Source organism: Pseudomonas sp., from assembly GCF_030696055.1.
GTDB lineage: Bacteria > Pseudomonadota > Gammaproteobacteria > Pseudomonadales > Pseudomonadaceae > Aquipseudomonas.
Genome location: NZ_JAUYNP010000014.1, coordinates 1 through 22559, shown reverse-complemented (window position 1 = coordinate 22559; position 22559 = coordinate 1). Strand labels below are relative to the sequence as shown.

The following is a 22559-nucleotide window of genomic DNA, read 5'->3' as shown; positions in this document are numbered from 1 at the left end:
GAATGAAATAGCCGTGCCCATGGGCCATCATCCGGCCGATAAAGCCTTCGCCGTGCAGGCAGGGAATCGGTCGGACGCTGCCGCCGAAGAAGGGGCTGGTCATCTGCTCGGGCAGCACCTGGTGGACATTGAGCCGAAGCTTGCGCAGATAGTCCGCGTCTTCCTCCATGCAGATGATCGGCAGCTTGCGCTCGCGCAACCAGCGCACGCCGGCGCGGTCGAGGTGGTCGAAATGGCCTTTCTGGCAGTGGGTGATCAGGCAGTGGGTCACCTGGCCCAGCAGCTCGTCGGCGTTATCCGGCAGTCCGACCAGCGGGTTGCGCCGGCGGCTGCGGGTCAGATATTTGAGCGAGGGAATATGGCCTTGGGCCGCCAGCATAGGGTCCACCAGCAGGCGAACCTCGCCGAACTCGACGATCAGGGTGGCGTTGCGCACTTGGGTGATTTTCATGGGAGCCTCCGATTTAGGTGCTGCCATTGTAAAAATCTCTCGGTCACGCGAGGATGGCAGGAATTGCCATAAAACGGACATTCCATGCCAGTCCAGAAAATCGGCTTGCTGCTCTATCCCGGCTGCATGCCGGCCGGCTTGTTCGCCTTCGCCGACCTGCTGCTCGCGGCCAATCGCCGGGTCGGCGAGCGGCGCTTTGAGGTCTGCTGGGTCGGGCTGGATAGCCAGCCGGTCGACTCTGTGCATGGCATGCGCCTGCAGCCGGACAGCACCCTGGCCGCGGCCAACTGCACGGCTGTGCTGATCCCCGGGCTCTGGGCGGACTCGGAGGCCAAGATGGCCCGGGTGCTGGAGAGCAATAGCTTATTGATCCGCGCACTGGCCCAATTGGATCAGCAGACCCAGCTGTGGAGCTATTGCACCGGGGTGTGTCTGCTGGCCCAGAGCGGGCGCTTGAGCGGCGAAACGGCGACCGCCACCTGGTGGCTGGCGGACAGCCTGCAGACGCGCTTCCCCCAGGTAAATTGGCAGTTCCAGCAGACCCAGGTGTTCAACCGCCAGACCGCCACCGCTTCCGGGGCCAGCGGCTACTTGTCGATCGCCAAGGCATTGATAGAGCGCGAGCTGGGCGTGGTGGCCTATCGCGAGATCGCCAAGCTGATGGTGTTGCCACGGCCCGAGCCGGCCGCCCCGGTTTTTAGCGCCATCAGCCTGCTGGAGCAGGCCGATCCGCTGCTGCGCAGGCTGCATCTGTTGGTGGAAAAGCGGCCGGCGCAGCAGCTCAACGTGCAGCAGTTGGCGGACCAGTTGGCGGTCACGGCGCGCACCCTGGCGCGCAGGATCAAGGCGCTGACGGGCCATGCGGTGGCCGATCATGTGCGCTTGATCAAGCTCAATCAGGCCGGCGAGCGGCTGATCCTGACCGGCGACTCGATCAGCCGTATCAGCGACTCATTGGGCTTTAGCGACGAGTCCAGCTTTCGCCGTACCTTCAAGCGGGTCACCGGGCTGACCCCGGTGGCCTATCGGCAGCAGTTCAAGCTGTAAGAAGCGTCGCCAGCCTCGTGTTTCCCTCACCCCTGGCGGAGTGAGAGGAGCTCAGGGTAGCTCGGGGCTCGCATAGAAGGCCGTCAGCACCTTGACCAGATGCGCCAGGTCATGGCTGCCGCCCAGTTCGCGGATCGAGTGCATGGCGAAGGTCGGCAGGCCGATATCCACGGTGCGCACGCCCAGCTGGCTGGCGGTGATGGGGCCGATGGTCGAGCCGCAGCCCATGTCGCTGCGGGTGACGAAGCTCTGCACCGGCACTTCGTTTTCCAGGCACAGATGGCGGAAGAAGCCGGCGGTTTCGCTGTTGGTGGCGTAGCGCTGGTTGCTGTTGATCTTGATCACCGGGCCGGCGTTGAGCTTGGGGCCGTGGTTTTCGTCGTGCTTGTCGGCGTAGTTGGGGTGCACGCCATGGGCGTTGTCGGCGGACACCAGCAGGGAGCGCTGGATGCTGCGCACGAAAGCGTCGCCTTCCGGCAACATACGGCGCAGCACCTGCTCGAGCATCGGCCCATCGGCGCCGCAGGCCGAGCTGGAGCCCACTTCCTCGTGGTCGGTGCAGACCAGCACGCAGCTTTCCTCATCCGGGGCGGCCAACAGTGCCTGCAGGCCGGCGTAGCAGGACAACAGGTTGTCCAGGCGCGCGCCGGCGATAAAGTCGCCGTTCAGGCCGATCACGGAGGCAGCCTGGGTGTCGTAGAAACTCAGTTCGTAGTCCAGCACCGCATCGGCGCTGAAGTCATGCTCGCGGGCCAGTTGCTCGGTGATCAGGGCGCGGAAGTCCGCCGCTTCCGGATCGGCCAGCTGCGCCAGAATCGGCGGCAGTTCGTTCTGCGCGTTGATCGCCCAGCCCAGGTTGGCTTCACGGTTCAGGTGAATGGCCAGGTTGGGGATCACCGCAATCGGCCGCTGGAAGTCGATCAGCTGGCTTTCCACCTTGCCGTCGCGCCTGTAGGTGACGCGGCCGGCCAGGGACAGGTCGCGGTCGAACCAGGGGGCCAGCAGGGCGCCGCCATAGACTTCCACGCCGAGCTGGAAAAAGCCCTGGCGCTGCAGCTCCGGCTGCGGTTTGACCCGCAGGCACGGGCTGTCGGTATGCGCGCCGACCAGGCGCAGGCCGCCGTCCACCGGCGCGCGCTGGCCTAGCTTGATGGCGATGAGCGAGGAGTCGTTGCGGGTCACGTAATAACGGCCGCCGGCCTCGGTGTGCCAGCTGGCGCGCTCGTCGAGATGCTGGAAACCGGCCGCTTCCAGGCGCTGGGCCAGGCTGGCGGTGGCATGAAAGGGGGTCGGCGAGGCCTTGAGGAAATCGATCAGGCCTTGATTCAAATCTTCGCGCATCGGGCACTCCAGGCGGCAATGGCCGGAGTTTAACGGATTTGCCCGGCGCGTTGGGTGCTAGGGTCTGTTGACGTTTCGTCACGGCCGCGACGGAGGCCCGTTTGGCGCAGAACAAGGCGCGAGGAGCGAGGTTTGGTTGTTCCAAATGAGCGACGAGTAACGCCGTGCTGCGCCAAACGGGCCCCGTCCCTTCGGGTTGCGCGGCAAATTGTGCCAGGCGGCGTTGCGCGACTTGGCAAGGGAACACCATTGCCGGCGTCCCGCGCCTTGCCTGGCGCAATTTGGCGCAGCAACGCGGCTCGCGGCGAAACGTCAACAGACCCTATAGCAACAGATCAGCCGGGGATGCCGACCAGGCTGAGCAGATAGCCCTCGAACTCGGCAAATTGCCCAGCCAGCTGGCTGCCGGCCGGCCAATCGGGGTGCAGGTCGATCAGCAGGCGCAGGCTCAGGCTGCCGTCTGGGTTGACACTGAGCAGCTCGGCATCCTGGAAATAGAAGTGGCGCCGCACCAGCGGGTAGAGCGCCTTGAACAGGCTTTCCTTGCTGGAAAAAGTCAGGCTGATACGTTGCGCGCGTTGTGCGGCGGTCAGGCCTTGCAGGCGCAGCAGCTCGGCCGGGGTGAGGATTTCTGCTGCCAGGCGCTCGGCGCGCGCGGTCGGCAGCAGTTTTTCGACATCCAGGCCCAGGCCGCGCCAGTCCTGGACTTGCGCGACTATGGCGCCGGCCCAGCCGTGGCCATGGCTGATGGAACCGAGCGTGCCGGCTGGCCATTGCGGCGCGCGGTCTGCGCCAATGCTTGGCACACTGGCCGTGCCGGTCAAACGCAACAGGGCTGCGCGGGCGCACAGCCGCCCGGCCAGGTATTCCGCCTGGCGTTTGGCCACCCCGGGCACTGGGGCAATGGCCGCGCGGCTGAAATCTTCGGGGTCCAGTTGGGCCGGAACGAAACGGGTGCTGAGTAGCTGCACGCCGGGCAGCCGCTGCGGCAATGGCCAGTGATCACTCAGGGGGCTGCAGCAGGCGGGCAGGTAGGCGTTAGTCATCGCGCCATTGTGCCGTGCGCCGGCCGGTGAGGCCAGCTAGGGTCTGTTGCCGTTTCGATGCGGCCGCGACGGAGCCGGGTTTTGCGGGGGGCAAGGCACGAGGAGCGTAGTTTGGTTATTCCAAATGAGCGACGAGAAACGCAGCAGCGCGCAAAAACAGGCCCGTCCCTTCGGGTTGCGCGGCAAATGGCGCCAGGCGGCGTTGCAGGGCTTGGCAAGGGAGCGACCATTACCGGCGCCCTGCGCCTTGCCTGGCGTCATTTGGCGCAGCAACGCGGCTCGCCGCGAAACGGCAACAGACCCTAAGTGTGCGGTTACATTTCTTTGCACAACGGCAACAAAGCTAAACGAAGTGGCCCAGGCTTTTTTGCCACACTGGCGTCTGCGTTTCTTCGGGGACGCAGGTGAGGTTGTAGCTGGTGTGGGCTTGAGGGTCTGTTCCGGCATTTCTCTGAGAATGAGTGCGGGAGCCCGTTTGGGCTCCCGTTTTTTTTACGTGAAATTCAGCGTCGCCTTGGCCTGATCGAACGCATTCACCCCTGGGGCTTAAGGTTAAAGCGCCGCGAGCCAGCGATCGGGCTGCGGCTGGCAACGATGCTGTGGTCCAGATCGCCCTTGAGTGTTTCGAACAGGTCCAGGGTGAATAGCCTATTGCCGATATACCAGGAGTGATCCTGGTTGCCGAGAAAGCCCTGGGGCTGATCCGCCGCTTGCAGGGCCGGAGTGGCGAGCAGCGCCTGGTGATAGCTGCTGCAGTCGATATCCACCGCACGCCGCGGCGCCGTTTCCGGCAAGCCGATGCGACCGGCCCGTGGCGCCACGCCGGCGCGTTTGACGTTGGACAGCTTGAGCACGCTGTCGCCGAGGCTGAAGTAGTTGGTCAGGCGCGTGCAGTGGCGGTACAGCGAGTCGCTGCAGGCGTGGCCCTCGGCGAGCGAGGCGGCGGATATGTCGGCACCGATCAGGCACAGCTGGCTGACCATCCAGCTGTTGTTTTCCAGCTTGGCATCGTCGGCGTCGTCGAAGGCTTCGCGCACCACATAGGCGCCCATGGAGTGGGCGAGGATATGGGTGTTCACCGCGCAATCCGGGGTCTGCTTGGCCGCCAGGCGGGTGAGCAGGTCGGTGACCAGTTGCATGGCGGTTAGCTTGGCGTCGTGACGATCTTCCAGGTACCCGACTGTCTTGTTGTCGCTGGGCCAGTCGAAGGACAGCAGCGCGCCTTTCCAGCCGAGGGCCTTAAGGTCGGCCTTGAGCCGGCGGTGACGCTTGAGCACATCGGTGGCGCTGTTGTTGTAGCCGTGCACATAGACCAGGATGTCGCCGCGCTGGGCGCCGCTGCGCCCGTCGATGCCCCAGATCGCCTCGGCCAGCAGTTGCTGCAACCAGGCCTTGACCCAGAGTTCGCCCGTGCGGCCATGGCTGGGCAAGGGTTCTGGGTCGGCGGCGGGCACCAGCAGCATATGCGAGGGGCCGGGCTCGGCGGCGAACACGCCGTGTTTGGGGCGGCGGGCGCTGACCACGAAATCGTTCATCGTCGAATACTCCTGGGTGTTCCGGTGCCGGATAAATCAGCGCGGGCTGCACGCAGGGCAAAGGCAGATGATCAAGAAGAGGAACAGGGACTGGCGGGTTTCCTTACCTCTGGATGGCAGCTGCGCAAGCGCTGCGGGCCTCTCGGCTGACTCCATGTGCGTGTCGGTTTCAGGCTAGACCCTGACGGGGCTAAAGGCACAAGCCTGTGGCCAGGATCAGGACAGGCGGTTGCACTGCCTGGCGGGCAGGCAAGCTCCGAGCCAGAGAGACGCGGCTTAGCTTTCCTGGGCGCGGTAGGCGCCGGGGGTCAGCCCGGTCCATTTCTTGAACGCGCGGTGAAAGGCCGAAGGTTCGGAGAAGCCCAGCTGCTCAGCGATGTCCTGGATCGCCAGGTCGTCGCGGCCCAGGTGGTAGATGGCGAGATCCCGGCGCAGGTGGTCCTTCAATTCCTGAAAGCTCGAACCTTCCTCGCGCAGATGCCGGCGCAGGGTCTGCGGGCTCATATGCAGCTGCTGGGCCACCGTATCCAGGTCCGGCCAGTGGCTGCAGTCGCGGCCGAGCAGGCGGCGGATCTGGCTGATCAGGCTGTCGCCGCCATCCGGGCGGGCCAGCAGGTCGGCCGGCGAGTGCAGGAGGAACTGCTTGAGCGTGCGTTCGTCCTGCAGCAGCGGCATGGCCAGGTAGCGGGCGTGGAACAGCAGGCTGGTGCGTCCGGCAGAAAAGCGCCGAGTGCAGGGGAACAGCAGTTCGTATTCGCCGGCGTGGGCGGGTTCGGCATAGGTGAAGGTGGCTTCCTCCAGGCGGATGCGCTGGCCGATCAGCCAGCTGCCGAGGCGGTGCCAGATCACCAGCAGGCTTTCCACCAGGAAGTGCTCCGGGTCCCACAGGCTCGAGTCGTCCACCGCCAGGCGCGCCCAGTCGCCTTCGCGCTGGATGCTGATGGTCGGCGCCTCGGGGAACAGGCTATAGAACAGCGCGCCGCGGCCCAGGGCCTTGTCCAGGGAATGGCAGTGGATGATGGCGTGGCACATCATGGCGAAGGTGCCGCGTTTGCTGCGCTGGCGGCCAAAACCCAGGTATTCGTCGTCCAGGCTTTCCCACAGCAGTTGCAGCAGGCGGGCGAATTGCTCGGGGGCCACCCGCGCCCGCGGCTCATCCAGCAGGGCCGCTTGAATGCCCAGCTGACGCAGCAGCGGCCCACAGTCCTGGCCCTGGCGCTCGGCTCCGCGCAAGGCGGCGCGGACGAAATGGCTGGCGATGGTGCGTTCGCGCATGGGGCTCGCTCATTCAGAAAGGCCGGCCGATGGTAGCCAGGCGAGTCCTGTGCAACAAGCTCGGCAGCTGATTTGGCGATGCAGCAGTTAGAGGTTGCAAGCACACGCTGGCCCGGATCCTAGGTTGGGCTGAGCTGCGCGAAGCCCAACAAGGCCAACGAGGTCAAATGAACGGCAAGGGCTGCGCCTGAACCATCGCCGTTGGGCTTTGTCGCTGCGCTCCTCAACCCAACCTACTCGGCAAAGATTTATCCCGGTGGTCTGTTGGCTGGGGGATTCCCGCCACTGAATCAGGGCCTGGCGTGCGGTAATCCGCCAGATCGATCTTTGTCCTGGCAGCTTATTTTGTTTCTATCACTATGTTTTAAAAGGATTTTATTTATTTTTAAGAGAATGGCATGGGCCTTGCGATAAGCCAGTTAAGGCAGCGCTAGACGCGCCTACAACAAATCCCTCCAGTTCAGGAGGGTTAGCTTAATTGAAGGTGAGGCGCGGCATGGCTGGATGCTGTCGCGCAACACTGATGAGGACCTGCCATGACCGCCACGACGATCGACGTACCCCGTCAGCCGTTTTACAGAATGCTCTATGTCCAGGTGCTGGTTGCCATCGGCATAGGTATCTTGCTCGGCCACTTCTACCCGGACACCGGTGTCACCCTGAAGCCGCTCGGCGATGGCTTCGTCAAGCTGATCAAGATGGCCATTGCGCCGATCATCTTCTGCACCGTGGTCAGCGGCATCGCCGGCATGCAGAGCATGAAGGCGGTGGGCAAGACCGGTGGCCTGGCGCTGCTGTATTTCGAGATCGTCAGCAGCATCGCCCTGGTGATCGGCCTGGTGGTGGTCAACCTGGTGCAGCCGGGTGTCGGCATGCATATCGATGTCACCACCCTGAACGCCAGCGGCATCGCCACCTTTGTGCAGGCTGGCGCCCAGCAGAGCACCATCGCCTTCCTGCTCAACGTGATCCCGAGCACAGTGGTTGGCGCCTTCGCCGCGGGCGAGATACTTCAGGTGCTGTTCTTCTCCGTGCTGTTCGGCTATGCCCTGCATCGCATGGGTGAGTATGGCAAGCCGGTGCTGGAGTTTATCGAGCGCATGGCCCAGGTGATGTTCGGCATCATCAATATGATCATGAAGGTCGCGCCCATCGGTGCCTTCGGCGCCATGGCCTTCACCATCGGCCAGTACGGCGTCGGCTCGCTGGTGCAACTCGGTCAGCTGATGGCCTGCTTCTATATCACCTGCCTGTTCTTTATCCTCGTGGTGCTCGGCGGCATCGCCCGTGCTCACGGCTTCAGCGTCCTGCGCTTTATCAAGTACATCCGCGAAGAGCTGCTGATCGTGCTCGGCACCTCGTCTTCCGAGTCGGCCCTGCCGCGCATGCTGACCAAGCTGGAGAAGCTCGGCGCGAACAAGTCGGTGGTCGGCCTGGTGATCCCCACCGGCTACTCCTTCAACCTCGACGGCACCTCGATCTACCTGACCATGGCCGCGGTGTTTATCGCTCAGGCCACCGATACGCCGATGGGTCTGATGGATCAGCTGACCCTGCTGGCGGTGCTGCTGATCGCCTCCAAGGGTGCCGCCGGCATCACCGGTAGTGGCTTTATCGTGCTGGCGGCGACCCTCTCCGCGGTCGGCACCCTGCCGGTGGCCGGCCTGGCGCTGATCCTCGGCATCGACCGCTTTATGTCCGAAGCCCGCGCGCTGACCAACCTGATCGGCAACGGCGTGGCCACCCTGGTGGTCGCCAAGTGGTGCAAGGCACTCGACGAAGAAACCCTGCAGCGTGAACTGGCCTCGGGCGGCAGTGCCGACCCAGCGCTGTGCGTGCCTGCCAGTCGCGAGCTGAGCTAGGTTCTAAGAGGTTCCTTTAGCCCGTCTATTGACGGGCTTTTTTTATGACCTGCCATCCCTGGCGGTCACCCTGCGGGCCGTCGCTGCGCGACGTTAAAAATGGCTCCCGGCCATTTTTTTCGCCTGGGCCATGGCCTCGGGCGCTGCGCGGTGGATGACCGATTGGGTCAATCTAGGCTGAGCGCATGGGTCATTGAGGCTGTGGGAGGCTGCGCCTAACCTGCGGGACGACTTCAGCTCAGGGAGCAGCCCCGCATGCAGCGCAACATTTTCGACAGCGAACACACGATGTTCCGCGACGCCTTCAGCGCCTTTCTGAAAAAGGAAGTGCTGCCGCACCAGGACGAGTGGGAGGCGGCCGGGGTGGTCAGCCGCGAGGTGTGGAAGAAGGCCGGCGATATGGGCTTTCTGCTGCCCTGGGCGGACGAGGAATACGGCGGCGCCGGGCTTAAGGATTTTCGCTACGAGCAGATCATGTGCGAGGAGCTGGCGAAGATTAACGAGCCGGGCTTTATGCTGCCGCTGCATTCGGCGCTGTGCGGTCCCTATATCGCCGAGTACGGCTCGGCCTCCCAGAAGGCGCGCTTTATGCCGGGGATTATCCGCGGCGAGCTGATCCTCGCCGTGGCCATGACCGAGCCGAGCGCCGGCTCCGACCTGGCCGGCATGCGCACCACGGCGGTGGACAAGGGCGACCATTACCTTCTCAACGGCTCCAAGGTGTTTATCTCCAACGGCCTGCTGGCCGATGTGGTGATAGTCGCGGCCAAGACCGACCCGGCCAACAAACACGCCATGGGCCTGTTTCTGGTCGAGCGCGGCATGCAGGGTTTCGAGCGCGGGCGCAATCTGAAGAAGCTCGGCATGCAGAGCCAGGACACCGCCGAGCTGTTCTTCAACAACGTCAAGGTGCCCAAGGAAAACCTCTTGGGCGATGCCAAGGGCGGCTTCCTCTACCTGATGAATATGCTGGCCCAGGAACGCCTGACCAACGCCTGTGGCGCGGTGGCCGGCGCCGAGGCGGCGCTGCAGACCACTATCGATTATGTGAAGGAGCGCAAGGCCTTCGACCGGCCGATCTCGCACTTCCAGAACACCCGCTTCAAGCTGGCCGAGATGCGCACCCAGATCGACGTGGCCCAGGTCTTCGTCGACCGCTGCGTGCTGGACCACAACGACAAGAAGCTCAGCCCGGAAGTGGCCGCCGAGGCCAAGCTGTTCACCACCGAGCTGCTCGGCAAGGTGGTGGACGAAGGCGTGCAGCTGCACGGCGGCTGGGGCTATATGTGGGAATACCCGATCTGCAAGATGTACGCGAACGCGCGTATCCAGCGCATCTTCGCCGGCACCTCGGAAATCATGAAAGAGATTATCAGCCGCGGTATGAAGCTCTGAGCACCATGGCCCTGAACATGTAGGAGCCAGCTTGCTGGCGATGCTTTCTCTATCGACGGATCGCCAGCAAGCTGGCTCCTACCGAAGCACAATTCGTATTTACCGAGGAGACAGCTATGTCCACAGTCACTGGTGCCATAGACGCCTGGGCCCAGCCGGCCAACGGGCGCGCACGCCAACTGCTGCCGGAAGTCACTCGGCTGTTCGAGAAGTCCGGCTCCGCCCATCTGCTCGATCAGCCCCTGAGCCCGGAGCAGACGGTGGCCGAGATGGACCAGGCCGGGGTGGAGAAACTCATGCTCGCCGCCTGGTGCCGGCCGGAGGGCTGGGTCTTTAGCAACGACGAGATAGCCGAATACACCCGCGCCTTCCCCGAGCGTTTCGTCGGCGTGGCCAGCGTCGACCTGAGCAAACCCGTGGCGGCGGTGCGCGAGCTGGAGCGGGCGGTGCTCGAACTGGGGTGCAAGGCCCTGCGCCTAGTGCCCTGGCTATGGAAGCTGGCGCCCAATCACCGCTTGTACTACCCGCTCTATGTGAAATGCATCGAGCTGGATATCCCGTTCTGCACCCAGGTCGGCCACACCGGGCCGCTGATGCCCTCGGAAACCGGGCGGCCGGTGCCTTATCTGGACGAAGTGGCGTTGGATTTTCCCGAGCTGCGCATAGTCGCCGGGCATATCGGCCATCCCTGGACCGACGAGATGATCGGGCTGGCCTGGAAGCACGATAACCTCTATATCGATACGTCGGCCTACCTGCCGCGTTACTACCCGGCGCAGCTGCTGAACATTATGCAGATCTACGGGGCGGACAAGGTGCTGTTCGGCTCCAACTTCCCACAGCTGTCGCTCGAGCGCTGCATGGCGCAGGTCAAGGAGCTGGGACTCAAGCCCGAGGTCGAGGCCAAGTTCCTCCACGCGAATGCACGGCGGGTATTTAAGCTCTAACGTTTAGGGTCTAGGGTCTACAAAAATAATAAAGAGGGCAAAAGATGACCGACCAACTGCCCCTGGAGCGCCTGGCGTTCTGGGTCGAGAAGCGCCCCGATGCACTCTGGCTGAGTCAGCCGCTAAACGGCCAATGGCATGACTTCACCTGGAAGCAGGTCGACGACCAGGCGCGGCGTCTGGCCAGTGCGCTGCGGGCCTTGGGTTGCGCGCCGGGCGAGCGGGTGGCGTTGCTGTCGAAGAACTGCGCCGAGTGGTTTATCGCCGACCTGGCGATCATGCTCGCCGGTCTAGTCAGCGTGCCGCTGTATCCGCTGCAGTCTGCCGAGAGCATCGACTATGTGCTGCGGCATGCGCAGTGCAAGGCGATCTTCCTGGGCAAACTGGACGAGCCGGAAAAGCTCGCCGCCGGCATTCCGCCCGAGGTGCTGCGCATCGCCATGCCGTACCCGACGCTGCCGGCCGCGCACATTTGGGCGCAACTGCTGGCGAGCCATAAGCCTCTGCGCGAGGCCCACAAGCAGGCGCCGGACGAGTTGCTGAGCATTCTCTATACCTCCGGCACCACCGGCCAACCCAAGGGCGTGATGCTCTCGCCACGGGCCTTCGCCGCCGCCGGCAGTTGCTCGGTCAAGGAGCTGCAGATCACCGAGCAGGATCAGTTTTTCTCCTTCCTGCCGCTGTCCCACGCCGCCGAGCGCTTTCTGGTGGAGATGACCAGCCTGTACAGCGGCGGGCGGGTGGCTTTCGTCGAGTCCCTGGAAAGCTTCGCCCGCGACCTCAAGCGGGTCCGGCCCACGGTGTTCTTCGCCGTGCCGCGGCTGTGGATGCGTTTCCAGAAAGGCGTGCTGGAAAAACTGCCGCAGGCCAAGCTGGAGCGCCTGCTCGGCATTCCATTAATAGGTTGGCTGCTGGCGCGCAAGATCCGCCAGGGCCTGGGCCTGGACCGCGCGCGTATTCTGGTCAGCGGCGCCGCGGCCATTCCGCGCGCCTTGCTCGACTGGTACCAGGGCATCGGCCTGACCCTTTGCGAGGGCTATGGCATGACCGAGCACTTCGCCTATGGCAGCTTTAACCGCCCGGGCCAGGTGCGTTTCGGCACGGTGGGCCGCCCGATGCCGGGGAATCAGCTGCGTATCGCGGAAAGCGGTGAGATTCTGCTGCGCAGCCCGAGCCTGATGCTGGGTTATTACCTGGAGCCGGAGAAAAGCGCAGAGACAGTCACCGACGGCTGGTTGCACACCGGCGATATAGGTGAGGTCGACGCCGAGGGTTACCTGAAGATCACCGGGCGGGTGAAGGACATCTTCAAGACCAGCAAGGGCAAATATGTCGCCCCGGCGCCCATCGAGGGGGAAATCGCGAAGAACCTCTGGGTCGAGCAGGTGTGCCTGATGGGCAGCAATCTGGACCAGCCGGTGGCGCTGATCGAGCTGTCGCCGGCCGCCCTCGCGCAGCCGCGCGAGCAACTGGCTAAGGACCTGGAGCAGACCCGCCAGCAACTCAACGCGCAGCTGCAGCCCCATGAGCGCATCAGCCATTTCTTCCTGGTGCGCGAGCCCTGGACGGTGGACAACGGCTGCATGACCCCGACCATGAAGATCCGCCGCAACGTGCTGGAGGCGCGCTTCGCCGAGGAGCTGAGCAAGCTCGACGCTAAACAGCCGCTGCATTGGCAATAGCCAGGCGGCTCCGGCCCGGATGCAATCCGGGAGCCTGGGTGTTTCCCCCGGATTACATCCGGGCTACGGGACTGCACTGCGTAGGATGGGTTGAGCGCAGCGATACCCATCGGCATCAAAGATTATCCAAGGAGCTGTTATGTCAGGCCCGCTGTCCTCCCTAAAAGTGCTGGATTTCTCCACCCTGTTGCCGGGGCCTTTCGCCTCCTTGTTGCTCGCCGATATGGGCGCCGAAGTGCTGCGCATCGAGTCGCCCAGCCGCATGGACCTGGTGCGCGTGCTGCCGCCCCATGACGGCGGGGTATCCGCCAGCCACGCCTACCTCAACCGCAATAAACGCTGCATCGCCCTGGACCTGAAACAGGCCGAGGCGGTGGCCTTGGTCAAACAGCTGGTGGCCGAGTACGACATAGTACTGGAGCAATTCCGCCCCGGGGTGATGGATAAACTGGGCGTCGGTTACGAGGCGCTCAAGGCGATCAATCCCAGGCTGATCTATGTGTCGATTACCGGCTACGGCCAGAGCGGCCCTTACAAGGACCGCGCCGGCCACGATATCAACTACCTGGCCCTGGCCGGCATCGCCAGCTACACCGGGCGCCGCGAAACCGGCCCGCTGCCCTTGGGCATTCAGGCCGCCGATATCGCCGGCGGCTCGCTGCACGGGGTGATCGGCCTGCTGGCGGCGGTGGTGCAGCGCCAGGTGACGGGGCAGGGCCAGCAGGTGGATATCAGCATGACCGACTGCGCCTTCAGCCTGCACGGCATGGCCGGCGCCGGTTATCTGGCCGCCGGGGTGGAGCCGGCGATGGAAAACCAGGCGCTGAATGGCGGCAGCTTCTACGACTACTACCGCACCCGCGATGGCCGCTGGTTCTCGGTGGGCAGCCTGGAACCGCAATTTATGCAGCAGTTCTGCGCCGCCATCGGCCGCCCGGAACTGGCCGCCCGCGGCCTGTCGGCTAAGCCCGAGGAGCAGCGCGCGCTTAAGCGCGAGATCGAGATCGAGTTCGAGAGACGCGATTTCGCCGAATGGAGCCAGGTGTTCGCCGGCCTGGACGCCTGCGTCGAGCCCATGCTCAGTCTGTCCGAGGCGGTTGAGCATCCGCAGCTCAAGGCCCGCGGCTTGGTTGCCGAGGTGCCGCGGGCGGGCCGCGCCCCACAGCGGCAGATCGCCTGTCCGCTCAAGTTTTCCGCCGGCCTGCCCGAGCCGCGGCATATAGGCGCGGCTCTGGGCGCGCATACCGAGGAGGTATTGACTGAACTGGGCTATTCGCCCGAGCAGATCGCTCAACTCAAGGCTGCCAAGGTTATCGCCTAAGAACCTGTTTCGGACGCGCAGCAGATCCGAGGCAGGTTCTTAGGCCTGCTGCTGGCGCCAGCGCTGCCCGGAGCAAGCTGGCAATCCCCGGCTGCTCAGCCCTCTTATCGACCATTTCCCGCAGAATAAAACGGCCATGGAAGGCCGGCGGGGATTCCCATTGCCCGCTGCCGCGCCGCTCTTGCTGGCCCGGCGTGCATGATGCAGACTGGCTCGCAGCCGAATCGCCGAGGATTGCTGCACGCCTTGAACGCGTGTTCTACCATCACTGAGCATGCGCAGTGTCGTCAGCAGGGCTGTCGGTTGTGATTGCTGGATATCCTGATCTGTACCTGTTGTTTGCTGTGTGGTCTCCGAATAATGGATGTGAGGAGCAACGCTCATGTACACCAGCCATCTCTCTTTACGCGTGTTTGTCCTAAGCACTCTGCTGATCTTCATGGGCCAGGCCCTGGCGCTCGACAAGCCTGCGGGTACTCCTGTATTGAGCCTGTCGGGGCAGATCGATCAGGCCAATACTGCGCAGCAGCAAGCCGTGTTCGATATGCAGATGCTGCGCGCCCTGCCGCAGCACAGCTTCACCACCCAAACGCCCTGGTATCCGCAACCGGTCAAGTTCACCGGCCCTTTACTGCGCGACGTGCTGGCGGCCGCTGGCAGCAAAGGCGCGAGCATCGTGGCCATCGCGCTGAACGACTACCGCACCGAGATCCCCGTGCAAGACACGCTGGATCACGAGGTGATAGTGGCCACGCTGATGAACGACAAACCCATGCCGGTGCGTGAGAAGGGCCCGCTGTTTATCGTCTACCCCTTCGATAGCAAGGCCGGGCTGCAAGCCGCGACCTTCTATAACCGTTCGGCTTGGCAGTTACGCGCGCTACAGATCAAGTAGCCATGCGCAGCCTTCGTCTGCTCTGGCTGCTGATAGCCAGCCTGATCCTGTTGTATATCGCCATCGCTGCGATCCTGGTGCACCAGTACCGCAGCCTTAGCCAGGTCATGCGCAGCGGCGACGACAATGCGCTGTGGGCCTTCGCCCAGCTGAGTACGGAGTTCCAGCGCCTCGACCACAGCCTGCATGCCTTTAGCCTCGATCCCAAGCGGCGGCGCGGCAATGATGCGGCGGACACCTCGGTCGGTATCGAAACGCTGCAGTTGCGTTACGACATCTTCGTCAGCCGCGTCGGCACCATTCAAACCGGCTCCGCCGAGCGCCTGATGGGCAATGAGCCGATCTACCGGGAAACCCTGGCGTCATTGAGCGATTTCATCGTGCAAACCGATGCGGCGCTGGCGGCTTTTGTGCGCCGCAGTGCGCCCCTGGATGCGCAGTTGCTGCGCGAGCGCCTGCTGGCCCTGCAAGAGGATGTCCAGGAACTGGGCTACACCTCGGCGCAACTGGCGGCCCGCACGGTGGACGAGCGCACCGCCGAGTTTCGCCATCAGGTCGTCATTACCACGGGCCTGACCCTGTTCCAGGGCTTGCTGACCTTGCTGTTCGGGCTGGCCATGCTGCGCCAGTTCCGCCAGCGTGAGCAGGCGCAAAGCGCGTTGCTATCGGCCCAAGGCAAGCTGGTGGAAGCCCTGCAGGAAAATGAAGAGGTGCTCGAGGGGCGTGTGCAGCTGCGTACCCAGGAGTTGGCCGAGGCCAATCAGGCCCTGCGTGAGCATGAAGAGGAGCTGCAGATCGCCCGCGCCAAGGCCGAAGACGCCTCGCAGTTGAAATCGGATTTCCTGGCCAATATGAGCCATGAAATCCGCACGCCGATGAATGCCGTGATCGGCATGAGCCACCTGGTGCTGGGCAGCGAATTGAGCGCAAAACAGCGCGATTATGTGGAGAAAATCCAGCGTTCTGGCCAGCATCTGCTCGGCCTGATCAACGACATCCTCGACCTGAGCAAGATCGAGGCCGGCAAGCTTGAGGTGGAGTCGATCACCTTCGAGTTGCATAGCGTGCTGGAGAACCTGGCCAGCCTGATTGGCGAGAAATGCACCAGCAAGGGCCTGGAGCTGATCTTCGATATCGACCCCAAACTGCCGGCGTGCCTGCTGGGCGATCCGTTGCGCTTGGGGCAGGTGCTGATCAACTACGCCAATAACGCGGTCAAGTTCACCGAACGTGGCGAGATCATTATCCGCGCCCAGCTGCTGGAGCAGGGCGATAAGGGCGCGCTGGTGCGTTTCGAGGTGCAGGACTCCGGTATCGGCCTGTCGGCCGAGCAGCAGACGCGGCTGTTCCAATCCTTCCAGCAGGCCGACAGTTCCACCACGCGCAAATATGGCGGCACCGGGCTGGGGCTGGCCATTTCGCGCAGATTGGCGGAGCTGATGGGCGGCCAGGTCGGCGTGGACAGCGCCTTGGGCCAGGGCAGTAGGTTCTGGTTCAGTGCCTGGCTGGGCGTGGGCGCGCCGCGAACCGCGCAACGCCTGCTGCCTGAACTCGACCTGCGCAACCGCCGCGTGCTGGTGGTGGACGATAACGCGCAGGCACTGCAGGTGCATGCGGCCATGCTGCGGGAGATGAGTTTTCGGGTGACCGAGGCGGCGTCTGGCGCGCAGGCGTTGGCCCTCGCGGCAGCGGCCTGTCGCGAAGGGCGGCCATTCGAGGCGGCCTTTGTCGATTGGCAGATGCCCGGCATCAATGGCCTGGAAACCTGCCGGCAGCTGGCCTCGCTTGAGCCGGCGCCGCGGCCGGTGATAGTGACCGCCTACGGGCGCGAGGAGGTGTTCCATGAGGCCGAGCAGGCGGGGATCGCCTTGCTGCTGGTCAAGCCGGTCAGCCCCTCCTTGCTGTTCGATGCGGCGATCCGCGCCCTGGGCGGCAGTGCGGATGGCGACCAGGCGCTACGCCCGGCCAGCGCCGTCAGCCGGCGAGACTTGAGTGGCTTGCAGGGCGTGCGGGTCTTGCTGGTGGATGACAACGACCTGAACCAGCAAGTGGGACGCGATCTGCTCGAGGCCGCAGGGCTGTTGGTCGCGGTGGCGGGCAATGGCCAACTGGCCCTGGACATGTTGGCGCGGGCTGATTTCGACCTGGTGCTGATGGATATGCAGATGCCGGTGATGGATGGCCTGACGGCGTGCCGGCATATCCGCGCCAATCCACGCTGGGCCGGGTTGCCGGTGTTGGCCATGACCGCCAATGCCATGAGCCGTGACCGTGAACTCTGCTTGGCGGCCGGGATGAACGCTCACCTGGCCAAGCCGATAGATCCCGATGAGCTGTTCGGCTTGCTGTTGCAATGGGTTGCGCCGCGGGTCGCCGCCGCTGCGCCGCCACTGCGCGCCCAAACGCTTGCGAGTGTGGCGGGTTTTCCGGCCATTGCCGGCGTCGATGTCGCGGCGGGCATGCGCCGTGTGCTGAATAAGCGTGGCGCCTACGAGTCGATATTGCGCAAGTTTGTCACAGGCCAGGCCGATGCCGCGGCGCAAGCGCAGGCGCTGCTCGCCCAGGGCGCGTATGGCGATGCCAGGCGCGTGCTGCATACCCTCAAGGGCACCGCCGCCACCATAGGGGCGGACAGCCTGGCGCAGCAGGCGAGTGCGCTGGAAGACCAACTCAAACAGGCGTTGGAGGAGAGTCAGGTCAGGCCCCAGTTGTTGGCGCTGGGCAATGCCTGCGCCGAATTGATCGCCAGGCTGCAGGCTGTGCTGCCGGCGCAAGCGCCTACCGAAGCGGCCACGGGTGACATCGACTGGCCAGGCGTTCGGCAGCTGGTGGCCCGTCTGGAACTTCTGCTCAGCGACGATGACTCCGATGCCATCGAGCTGTTCGAGCGCGAGGCGGCGTTGCTCAAGGCCGCCTTGGGCCAGGGCTTCGCCAGGCTGGAGCGGGGCATTAACAGCTATATCCTGGTGGATGCCTTGGCCGCGCTGCATGCCGCGATCCAAAGCACGCCGGCACTGAGTAAGGACGCTACGCCATGATCGAGGCACTGGGCTCCACCGCTAGACCGACAATTCTTGTGGTGGATGACACCCCCGACAACCTCTCGCTGATGAGTGGCCTGCTGCGCGGTATCTATAAGGTCAAGCTGGCTCACAGTGGCGAGCGCGCGCTGCAGATCCTCAGCGGCGAGGCCAAGCCCGATCTGATCCTGCTCGACATCATGATGCCGGAGATGGATGGCTACGAGGTGTTGCGCCGCCTAGAGCTTGATCCGCTCAGTCGGCAGATTCCGGTGATCTTTCTCACGTCCATGACGGCCGCCGAGGATGAGCAGATTGGCCTGGACCTGGGGGCGGTCGATTACATCAGCAAACCCATCAACCCGGCGATAGTGCTGGCGCGGGTCAACACCCAGCTGCAGTTGAAGTTTGCCCGGGATTTTCTGCAGAACCAGAACGAGCACCTCGAACGCGAGGTACAAAAGCGTACCCGCGAAGTGGTGGCCATCCAGGATGTCACCATCCGCGCCATCACCTCGCTGGCCGAGACGCGCGACAACGAGACCGGCAACCATATCCGCCGCACCCAGCACTATGTGAAGGTGCTGGCGCAGCAGCTGCAACAGCACCCGCGCTTTAGCCATGAGCTGAGCGCGGACTGTATCGAGTCGCTGTTCAAATCGGCGCCGCTGCATGACATCGGCAAGGTCGGCATTCCCGACCGCATCCTGCTCAAACCCGGGCGTCTGGATGCGGACGAGTTCGAAATCATGAAAACCCACACGACCCTGGGGCGCGATGCCATCTTGCGTGCGGAGCAGGAGCTGGGCGAGTCGATCGCCTTTCTGCGGCATGCCAAGGAGATCGCCTATTCCCATCAGGAAAAGTGGGACGGCAGCGGTTATCCCGAGGGCCTGGTGGGCGAGGCCATCCCGCTCTCGGCCAGATTGATGGCGGTGGCGGATGTCTACGACGCGCTGATTTCGCGGCGCGTTTACAAGCCGGCGTTTTCCCATGAGAAAGCCATCGAGATCATCCGGGAAGGGCGCGGCAAGCACTTCGATCCGGCCATAGTCGACGGTTTTCTGCGGGTCAGCGATGTGTTCCAGCGTATCGCCCAGCAATATGCCGACGACGACAGTGTCGAGCCGGCGAAGCCGCAGCACGATTTTCTCTAGGGTTTTCAGCATGTCCATCAACGCCAGTACCCTGTTGGTAGTCGATAGCGATCCGGTGCTGACCCGCGCCCTGGTCGAGGAGCTGCAACGCGTTGGTTTTGCTCAGGTGTTGCACGCCAATGCTGTCTCCAGCGCGTTGCAGCAGATGCGCCAGCAGCCGGTGGCGCTGGTGCTGAGCGAGCAGAATTTGTCTGCGGCATCGGGCCTGGCGTTATTCGAGGCCATGCGCGGCGAAGCGGCATTGGCCGAGATTCCCTTCGTCCTGATGTCCAGCGCCCTGCAGCGCCAAGCCGTACAGCAGGCCATTGCGCTGGGCATCCGCGATCTGCTGGTCAAGCCCTTTACCACCGAGCGCCTGCTGGCGCGGATTCAGCGTTCCCTGCAGCGCGACGAGCTGGGCCCCGAACAGGCCGCGCAGAAAAGCGAGGGGCGCGCGAGCATTCTGGTGGTGGACGACACTCCGGATAACCTGCAATTGCTGGCCGGGCTGTTTCGCGATCAGTTCAAGGTCAAGTTGGCGCATAACGGCGAGAAGGCGATTGCCATCTGCCATTCCAATGCCCCGCCCGACCTGATTCTGCTGGATGTGATGATGCCCGACATGGATGGTTTCGAGGTCGCCTGGCGCTTGCGCCAGCACCATGCCTCGGAACATATCCCGATCATTTTCGTGACCGCCCTCAGCGACGAACGATCGCGCGAGCAGGGCCTGGCGCTGGGGGCCGTGGACTACGTATGCAAACCCATAGACCCGGCCTTGCTGCGGATTCGGGTGCGCAATCTGATGCGCTATGTGGAGCACCGCAAGCAACTGCAGATGGACCTGGATCAGCTGTTGGAGCTGGCGGCGCTGCGGGCCGACATGTTGCGTTTGATTAGTCATGACCTGCAGGAGCCCTTGACCGAGTGCAGCGCCGCTTTGCAGGGTTTGGCCGGCGATCCGGGGCTTAACCCCACGCAAAGGCAGCAGGTGCAGCAGGCGGCGCAGAGTAGCCAGCAGATGCAGGAGTCGATCGAACTGGCCGCCGAACAGCTGTCGTTGGAGTCCGGTCAGCGTGAATTACGTCTGCAGCGCATTCGCTTGAATCCGCTGCTGCGCGAATTGATTGCCGCGATCCGCCAGCGCTACGGCGATAGAGGGGTCGAGTTGCAGTTGGAGACGGCGCTGGGCAGCAGTGCCGAGGTCCTGGCCGATCCTGGGCTCTGTCATGCCCTGTTCTATCGGGTGCTCAACCATGCCTACAGCGCCTGCCCGCTGGGCAGTCAACTGAGCTTGGTGATGATTGACGAGAACCCGGTGCAGGTGAAGCTGCTGCCGCTCCGCCCCGCCAATGCCAAGCCCCTGGCTGCGGCGCGCGCCTTGGCCCGCGCCCAGGGCGGCGAGGTGCAGCAGGAGGATGCAGGGGCGAGCTGGGTGATCCGCGTCAGTCTGCCGCGCGCCTAAGCCAACATTTGCATTGAGTCTTGAGGCTTAGCCTCCCGTTACAACTTATGCAGAACTTGCCGTGCCGGCAGTGATAGCGCGGCCTTGGCCCGCCATGGCATAAGGCTGCGCGGCAAAGGGACGCTCGCCAAAGGGCGGGTTTTCCGGCATAAGCCTGGTGCATTTGCGCCGCTGTGGCTGTTGGGGAACGGAAAGCATGTATCAGGGTGAAAAATTCAACGCCTGGACCCATCTGGTCGGCGCCGTGCTGGCCTGTATGGGCGCGATCTGGTTACTGGTGCTGGCCAGCCTGGAGGGCGAGACGCGCAAGATCGTCAGCGTGGCCATCTATGGCATGAGTCTGGTGCTGCTCTACAGCATCTCGACCCTGTACCACAGCCTGCAGGGGCCGGCGAAAGTGGTGATGCGCAAGCTCGATCACCTGTCGATCTACCTGCTGATTGCCGGCAGTTACACGCCATTCTGCCTGGTGACCCTGCAGGGGGCTTGGGGCTGGTCGCTGTTCGGCGTGGTCTGGGCCTTGGCCGCGATCGGCATGCTGCAGGAGATCAAGCCGCGCTCCGAGGCGCGAATTCTCTCCATCGTGATCTATGCGGTGATGGGCTGGATAGTGCTGGTGGCGCTCAAACCGCTGCTCGCGGCCCTCGGCACTGCAGGTTTCACCTGGCTGGCAGGCGGCGGGGTGCTGTACACGGTGGGGATTATCTTCTTCGCCTACGACAGCCGCTTTCGCCATTGGCACGGCATCTGGCACCTGTTTGTGATGGCCGGCAGCCTGATGCACTTTGTCGCGGTGCTGTTCTACGTCTTGTAAGGCCGGCGTCGTTTCACTCCCTGCGCTGTTCGCCGCTATAGCTCAGGGTCACCTTGCAACGCCTGCAGTAATAGCGCCGGCCTTTGCCGACCAGGGCATGGCGTTGGGCGGAGAAGGGGAACTCGCCCTGCGGGCAGCGGCAGCGATAGATATAGCGGCTGACTGCGCGGCGCTGTACGGCATAGCTATGGCAGCGGTTGGGCGGCAGCTCGTAGACCCCGCGCATGATCAGCTGCCATTCCTCGCCGTGGGGCTGGATCTTGAGTCCGAACAGTTGATGGGCGACCAGATGCGCGACTTCGTGGGGCACCGTCTGCTTGAGGAAGTCTTCGCGGTTTTCCCGGTACAGCTGCGGGTTGAAGCGCAGCTTGTTTTCCGTCAGGTGCGCCACGCCAGCCTTTTGTCCACGCAGCTTGAAGCTCACCTCGGGGCGGGCAAAGGGTTGCTGGAAAAAGGCTTCGGCCTGCTGATAGCAGGTTTCGACACGGGCATGCAGATAGTCGGGCATTAGGGGCTGCTGTTGATCAAGGGACGGCGCGATTATGCCCAAGGCGGCCGCTGACCACAGCCCTGAAACGACGAAACCACCCGCAGGTGGTTTCGTGCTGTACCAAGGGTTGACCTAGCTGGTGTAGACCGGGCCCACCCCAAAGCCCCAGAGAATCACCGAGCTGGCGATCATCGCCACCAGCACCACCAGGCCTACTGCCAGTACCGAACTGGAGAACATAAAGCCTTCGTCCTCGGGAATGCCCATAAAGGTCGGTATGCCCACATAGAGCAGATAGACGGTGTAACAGATGGCTGCCGTGCCCACCACCATGGCCAGCCACAGGTCGGGGTAGAGCGCCGCCAAACCGCCGACGAACAGCGGGGTGGCGGTGTAGGCCGCGAACACCACGCATTGGGTCAGGTTGGGGCTGGCATCGTAGGTGCGCGCCATCCAGTGGATAAAGGCTCCCATCACGGCTATCCCGGCGAGCATCGCCAGGTAGGTCATGATGGTCATTTGCAGTGCGCTGGCTTCGGTCAGCATTACCGGTGCTCGGTCGCCGATGGACCAGCCGACCTGGGTAGTGCCGATATAGGCGGAGATCGCCGGAATTGCCGCGAGAATCAATACATGGGTGAGATACATGTGGCTGATCGTTTCTTCTTCGCCACGGATTTCCTGCCATTCCTGATCGGGATGGGTGAAGAGCCCCCAAACGTGATGGATCATGCAGACACCTCCTCTTGTTATAGCGATCGCCCCCCAGCGAAGCGCCCGGTACGCGTGAACAGCGCTGCCGGGTACCGGGCCGAACCAATGCGACCGTATGTCGCA

19 protein-coding genes are annotated in these 22559 nt (G+C 63.7%); 12 read left to right on the top strand and 7 right to left on the bottom strand.

The window, feature by feature from the left end:
- A partial coding sequence (locus tag Q8Q83_RS00905; RefSeq protein ID WP_371132338.1) for an MBL fold metallo-hydrolase occupies positions 1–451 on the bottom strand: 451 nt, incomplete at its 3' end.
- 84 nt (positions 452–535) lie between these two features.
- Here Q8Q83_RS00905 and Q8Q83_RS00900 point away from each other — a divergent pair.
- Positions 536–1498: a GlxA family transcriptional regulator gene (locus Q8Q83_RS00900; RefSeq protein ID WP_305620311.1), complete on the top strand. Its 963-nt coding sequence runs from the start codon at positions 536–538 to the stop codon at positions 1496–1498.
- Positions 1499–1549: 51 nt separating this feature from the next.
- Here Q8Q83_RS00900 and Q8Q83_RS00895 read toward each other — a convergent pair whose 3' ends face one another.
- Together Q8Q83_RS00895 and Q8Q83_RS00890 are read right to left on the bottom strand one after the other, a co-directional pair.
- Positions 1550–2839 carry a M18 family aminopeptidase gene (locus Q8Q83_RS00895; protein WP_305620309.1) on the bottom strand — a complete coding sequence of 430 codons (1290 nt, stop codon included), beginning with the start codon at positions 2837–2839 and terminating at the stop codon, positions 1550–1552.
- 335 nt (positions 2840–3174) lie between these two features.
- Entirely contained in the window at positions 3175–3885 is a 711-nt protein-coding gene (locus Q8Q83_RS00890; RefSeq protein ID WP_305620307.1) for a 4'-phosphopantetheinyl transferase, read from the bottom strand.
- Between the two features lie 124 nt (positions 3886–4009).
- Between Q8Q83_RS00890 and Q8Q83_RS00885 the strand changes: the two genes are divergently transcribed.
- Positions 4010–4408 (top strand): hypothetical protein, encoded by a 399-nt coding sequence (locus tag Q8Q83_RS00885; protein WP_305620305.1) that lies wholly within the window; start codon positions 4010–4012, stop codon positions 4406–4408.
- A 10-nt stretch (positions 4409–4418) separates the two neighbouring features.
- Here Q8Q83_RS00885 and Q8Q83_RS00880 read toward each other — a convergent pair whose 3' ends face one another.
- Positions 4419–5420, bottom strand: coding sequence for an alpha/beta hydrolase (locus tag Q8Q83_RS00880; protein ID WP_305620303.1), 1002 nt, complete (start codon positions 5418–5420; stop codon positions 4419–4421).
- A 276-nt stretch (positions 5421–5696) separates the two neighbouring features.
- Entirely contained in the window at positions 5697–6695 is a 999-nt protein-coding gene (locus tag Q8Q83_RS00875) for an AraC family transcriptional regulator (RefSeq protein WP_305620302.1), read from the bottom strand.
- Positions 6696–7231: 536 nt separating this feature from the next.
- On the opposite strand from Q8Q83_RS00875, the gene Q8Q83_RS00870 reads away from it, so the two are divergent.
- The 10 genes from Q8Q83_RS00870 to Q8Q83_RS00825 all read left to right on the top strand — a co-directional run bounded on the left by Q8Q83_RS00870 (position 7232) and on the right by Q8Q83_RS00825 (position 21232).
- Positions 7232–8557, top strand: a complete 1326-nt coding sequence (locus Q8Q83_RS00870) for a dicarboxylate/amino acid:cation symporter (RefSeq protein WP_305620300.1) — start codon at positions 7232–7234, stop codon at positions 8555–8557.
- Positions 8558–8812: 255 nt separating this feature from the next.
- A complete protein-coding gene (locus Q8Q83_RS00865) occupies positions 8813–9952 on the top strand; it encodes an acyl-CoA dehydrogenase family protein (RefSeq protein ID WP_305620298.1) in 1140 nt (379 codons plus the stop codon).
- Between the two features lie 116 nt (positions 9953–10068).
- Positions 10069–10899, top strand: coding sequence for an amidohydrolase family protein (locus Q8Q83_RS00860; RefSeq protein ID WP_305620296.1), 831 nt, complete (start codon positions 10069–10071; stop codon positions 10897–10899).
- 44 nt (positions 10900–10943) lie between these two features.
- Positions 10944–12581 (top strand): AMP-binding protein, encoded by a 1638-nt coding sequence (locus Q8Q83_RS00855; protein ID WP_305620294.1) that lies wholly within the window; start codon positions 10944–10946, stop codon positions 12579–12581.
- 139 nt (positions 12582–12720) lie between these two features.
- Positions 12721–13902 carry a CaiB/BaiF CoA-transferase family protein gene (locus Q8Q83_RS00850; protein ID WP_305620292.1) on the top strand — a complete coding sequence of 394 codons (1182 nt, stop codon included), beginning with the start codon at positions 12721–12723 and terminating at the stop codon, positions 13900–13902.
- Between the two features lie 382 nt (positions 13903–14284).
- Positions 14285–14797, top strand: a complete 513-nt coding sequence (locus Q8Q83_RS00845; protein ID WP_305620291.1) for a molybdopterin-dependent oxidoreductase — start codon at positions 14285–14287, stop codon at positions 14795–14797.
- 2 nt (positions 14798–14799) lie between these two features.
- Positions 14800–17835: a response regulator gene (locus tag Q8Q83_RS00840; protein ID WP_305620289.1), complete on the top strand. Its 3036-nt coding sequence runs from the start codon at positions 14800–14802 to the stop codon at positions 17833–17835.
- Positions 17832–18974: a two-component system response regulator gene (locus Q8Q83_RS00835; RefSeq protein WP_305620288.1), complete on the top strand. Its 1143-nt coding sequence runs from the start codon at positions 17832–17834 to the stop codon at positions 18972–18974. Before Q8Q83_RS00840 ends, Q8Q83_RS00835 begins: the two co-directional genes overlap by 4 nt.
- A gap of 10 nt (positions 18975–18984) precedes the next feature.
- Positions 18985–20418 (top strand): response regulator, encoded by a 1434-nt coding sequence (locus Q8Q83_RS00830; RefSeq protein ID WP_305620286.1) that lies wholly within the window; start codon positions 18985–18987, stop codon positions 20416–20418.
- 196 nt (positions 20419–20614) lie between these two features.
- On the top strand, positions 20615–21232 hold the full coding sequence (locus Q8Q83_RS00825) for a hemolysin III family protein (protein ID WP_305620285.1): 618 nt from the start codon (positions 20615–20617) through the stop codon (positions 21230–21232).
- Positions 21233–21245: 13 nt separating this feature from the next.
- Here Q8Q83_RS00825 and Q8Q83_RS00820 read toward each other — a convergent pair whose 3' ends face one another.
- Together Q8Q83_RS00820 and Q8Q83_RS00815 are read right to left on the bottom strand one after the other, a co-directional pair.
- A complete protein-coding gene (locus tag Q8Q83_RS00820; RefSeq protein WP_305620283.1) occupies positions 21246–21740 on the bottom strand; it encodes a SprT family zinc-dependent metalloprotease in 495 nt (164 codons plus the stop codon).
- Between the two features lie 114 nt (positions 21741–21854).
- Positions 21855–22454 (bottom strand): Yip1 family protein, encoded by a 600-nt coding sequence (locus Q8Q83_RS00815; RefSeq protein ID WP_305620281.1) that lies wholly within the window; start codon positions 22452–22454, stop codon positions 21855–21857.
- Between the last annotated feature and the right edge of the window lie 105 nt (positions 22455–22559).

Excerpts from the sequence above, each read along its gene's own strand:
- Q8Q83_RS00830 (WP_305620286.1), top strand. The coding sequence starts at position 18,985 with ATGTCCATCAACGCCAGTACCCTGTTGGTAGTCGATAGCGATCCGGTG.
- Q8Q83_RS00835 (WP_305620288.1), top strand. The coding sequence starts at position 17,832 with ATGATCGAGGCACTGGGCTCCACCGCTAGACCGACAATTCTTGTGGTG.
- Q8Q83_RS00875 (WP_305620302.1), bottom strand. The coding sequence starts at position 6,695 with ATGCGCGAACGCACCATCGCCAGCCATTTCGTCCGCGCCGCCTTGCGC.
- Q8Q83_RS00865 (WP_305620298.1), top strand. The coding sequence starts at position 8,813 with ATGCAGCGCAACATTTTCGACAGCGAACACACGATGTTCCGCGACGCC.
- Q8Q83_RS00880 (WP_305620303.1), bottom strand. The coding sequence starts at position 5,420 with ATGAACGATTTCGTGGTCAGCGCCCGCCGCCCCAAACACGGCGTGTTC.
- Q8Q83_RS00860 (WP_305620296.1), top strand. The coding sequence starts at position 10,069 with ATGTCCACAGTCACTGGTGCCATAGACGCCTGGGCCCAGCCGGCCAAC.
- Q8Q83_RS00870 (WP_305620300.1), top strand. The coding sequence starts at position 7,232 with ATGACCGCCACGACGATCGACGTACCCCGTCAGCCGTTTTACAGAATG.
- Q8Q83_RS00840 (WP_305620289.1), top strand. The coding sequence starts at position 14,800 with ATGCGCAGCCTTCGTCTGCTCTGGCTGCTGATAGCCAGCCTGATCCTG.
- Q8Q83_RS00885 (WP_305620305.1), top strand. The coding sequence starts at position 4,010 with ATGAGCGACGAGAAACGCAGCAGCGCGCAAAAACAGGCCCGTCCCTTC.
- Q8Q83_RS00845 (WP_305620291.1), top strand. The coding sequence starts at position 14,285 with ATGTACACCAGCCATCTCTCTTTACGCGTGTTTGTCCTAAGCACTCTG.
- Q8Q83_RS00855 (WP_305620294.1), top strand. The coding sequence starts at position 10,944 with ATGACCGACCAACTGCCCCTGGAGCGCCTGGCGTTCTGGGTCGAGAAG.
- Q8Q83_RS00815 (WP_305620281.1), bottom strand. The coding sequence starts at position 22,454 with ATGATCCATCACGTTTGGGGGCTCTTCACCCATCCCGATCAGGAATGG.
- Q8Q83_RS00850 (WP_305620292.1), top strand. The coding sequence starts at position 12,721 with ATGTCAGGCCCGCTGTCCTCCCTAAAAGTGCTGGATTTCTCCACCCTG.
- Q8Q83_RS00890 (WP_305620307.1), bottom strand. The coding sequence starts at position 3,885 with ATGACTAACGCCTACCTGCCCGCCTGCTGCAGCCCCCTGAGTGATCAC.
- Q8Q83_RS00900 (WP_305620311.1), top strand. The coding sequence starts at position 536 with ATGCCAGTCCAGAAAATCGGCTTGCTGCTCTATCCCGGCTGCATGCCG.
- Q8Q83_RS00820 (WP_305620283.1), bottom strand. The coding sequence starts at position 21,740 with ATGCCCGACTATCTGCATGCCCGTGTCGAAACCTGCTATCAGCAGGCC.
- Q8Q83_RS00895 (WP_305620309.1), bottom strand. The coding sequence starts at position 2,839 with ATGCGCGAAGATTTGAATCAAGGCCTGATCGATTTCCTCAAGGCCTCG.
- Q8Q83_RS00825 (WP_305620285.1), top strand. The coding sequence starts at position 20,615 with ATGTATCAGGGTGAAAAATTCAACGCCTGGACCCATCTGGTCGGCGCC.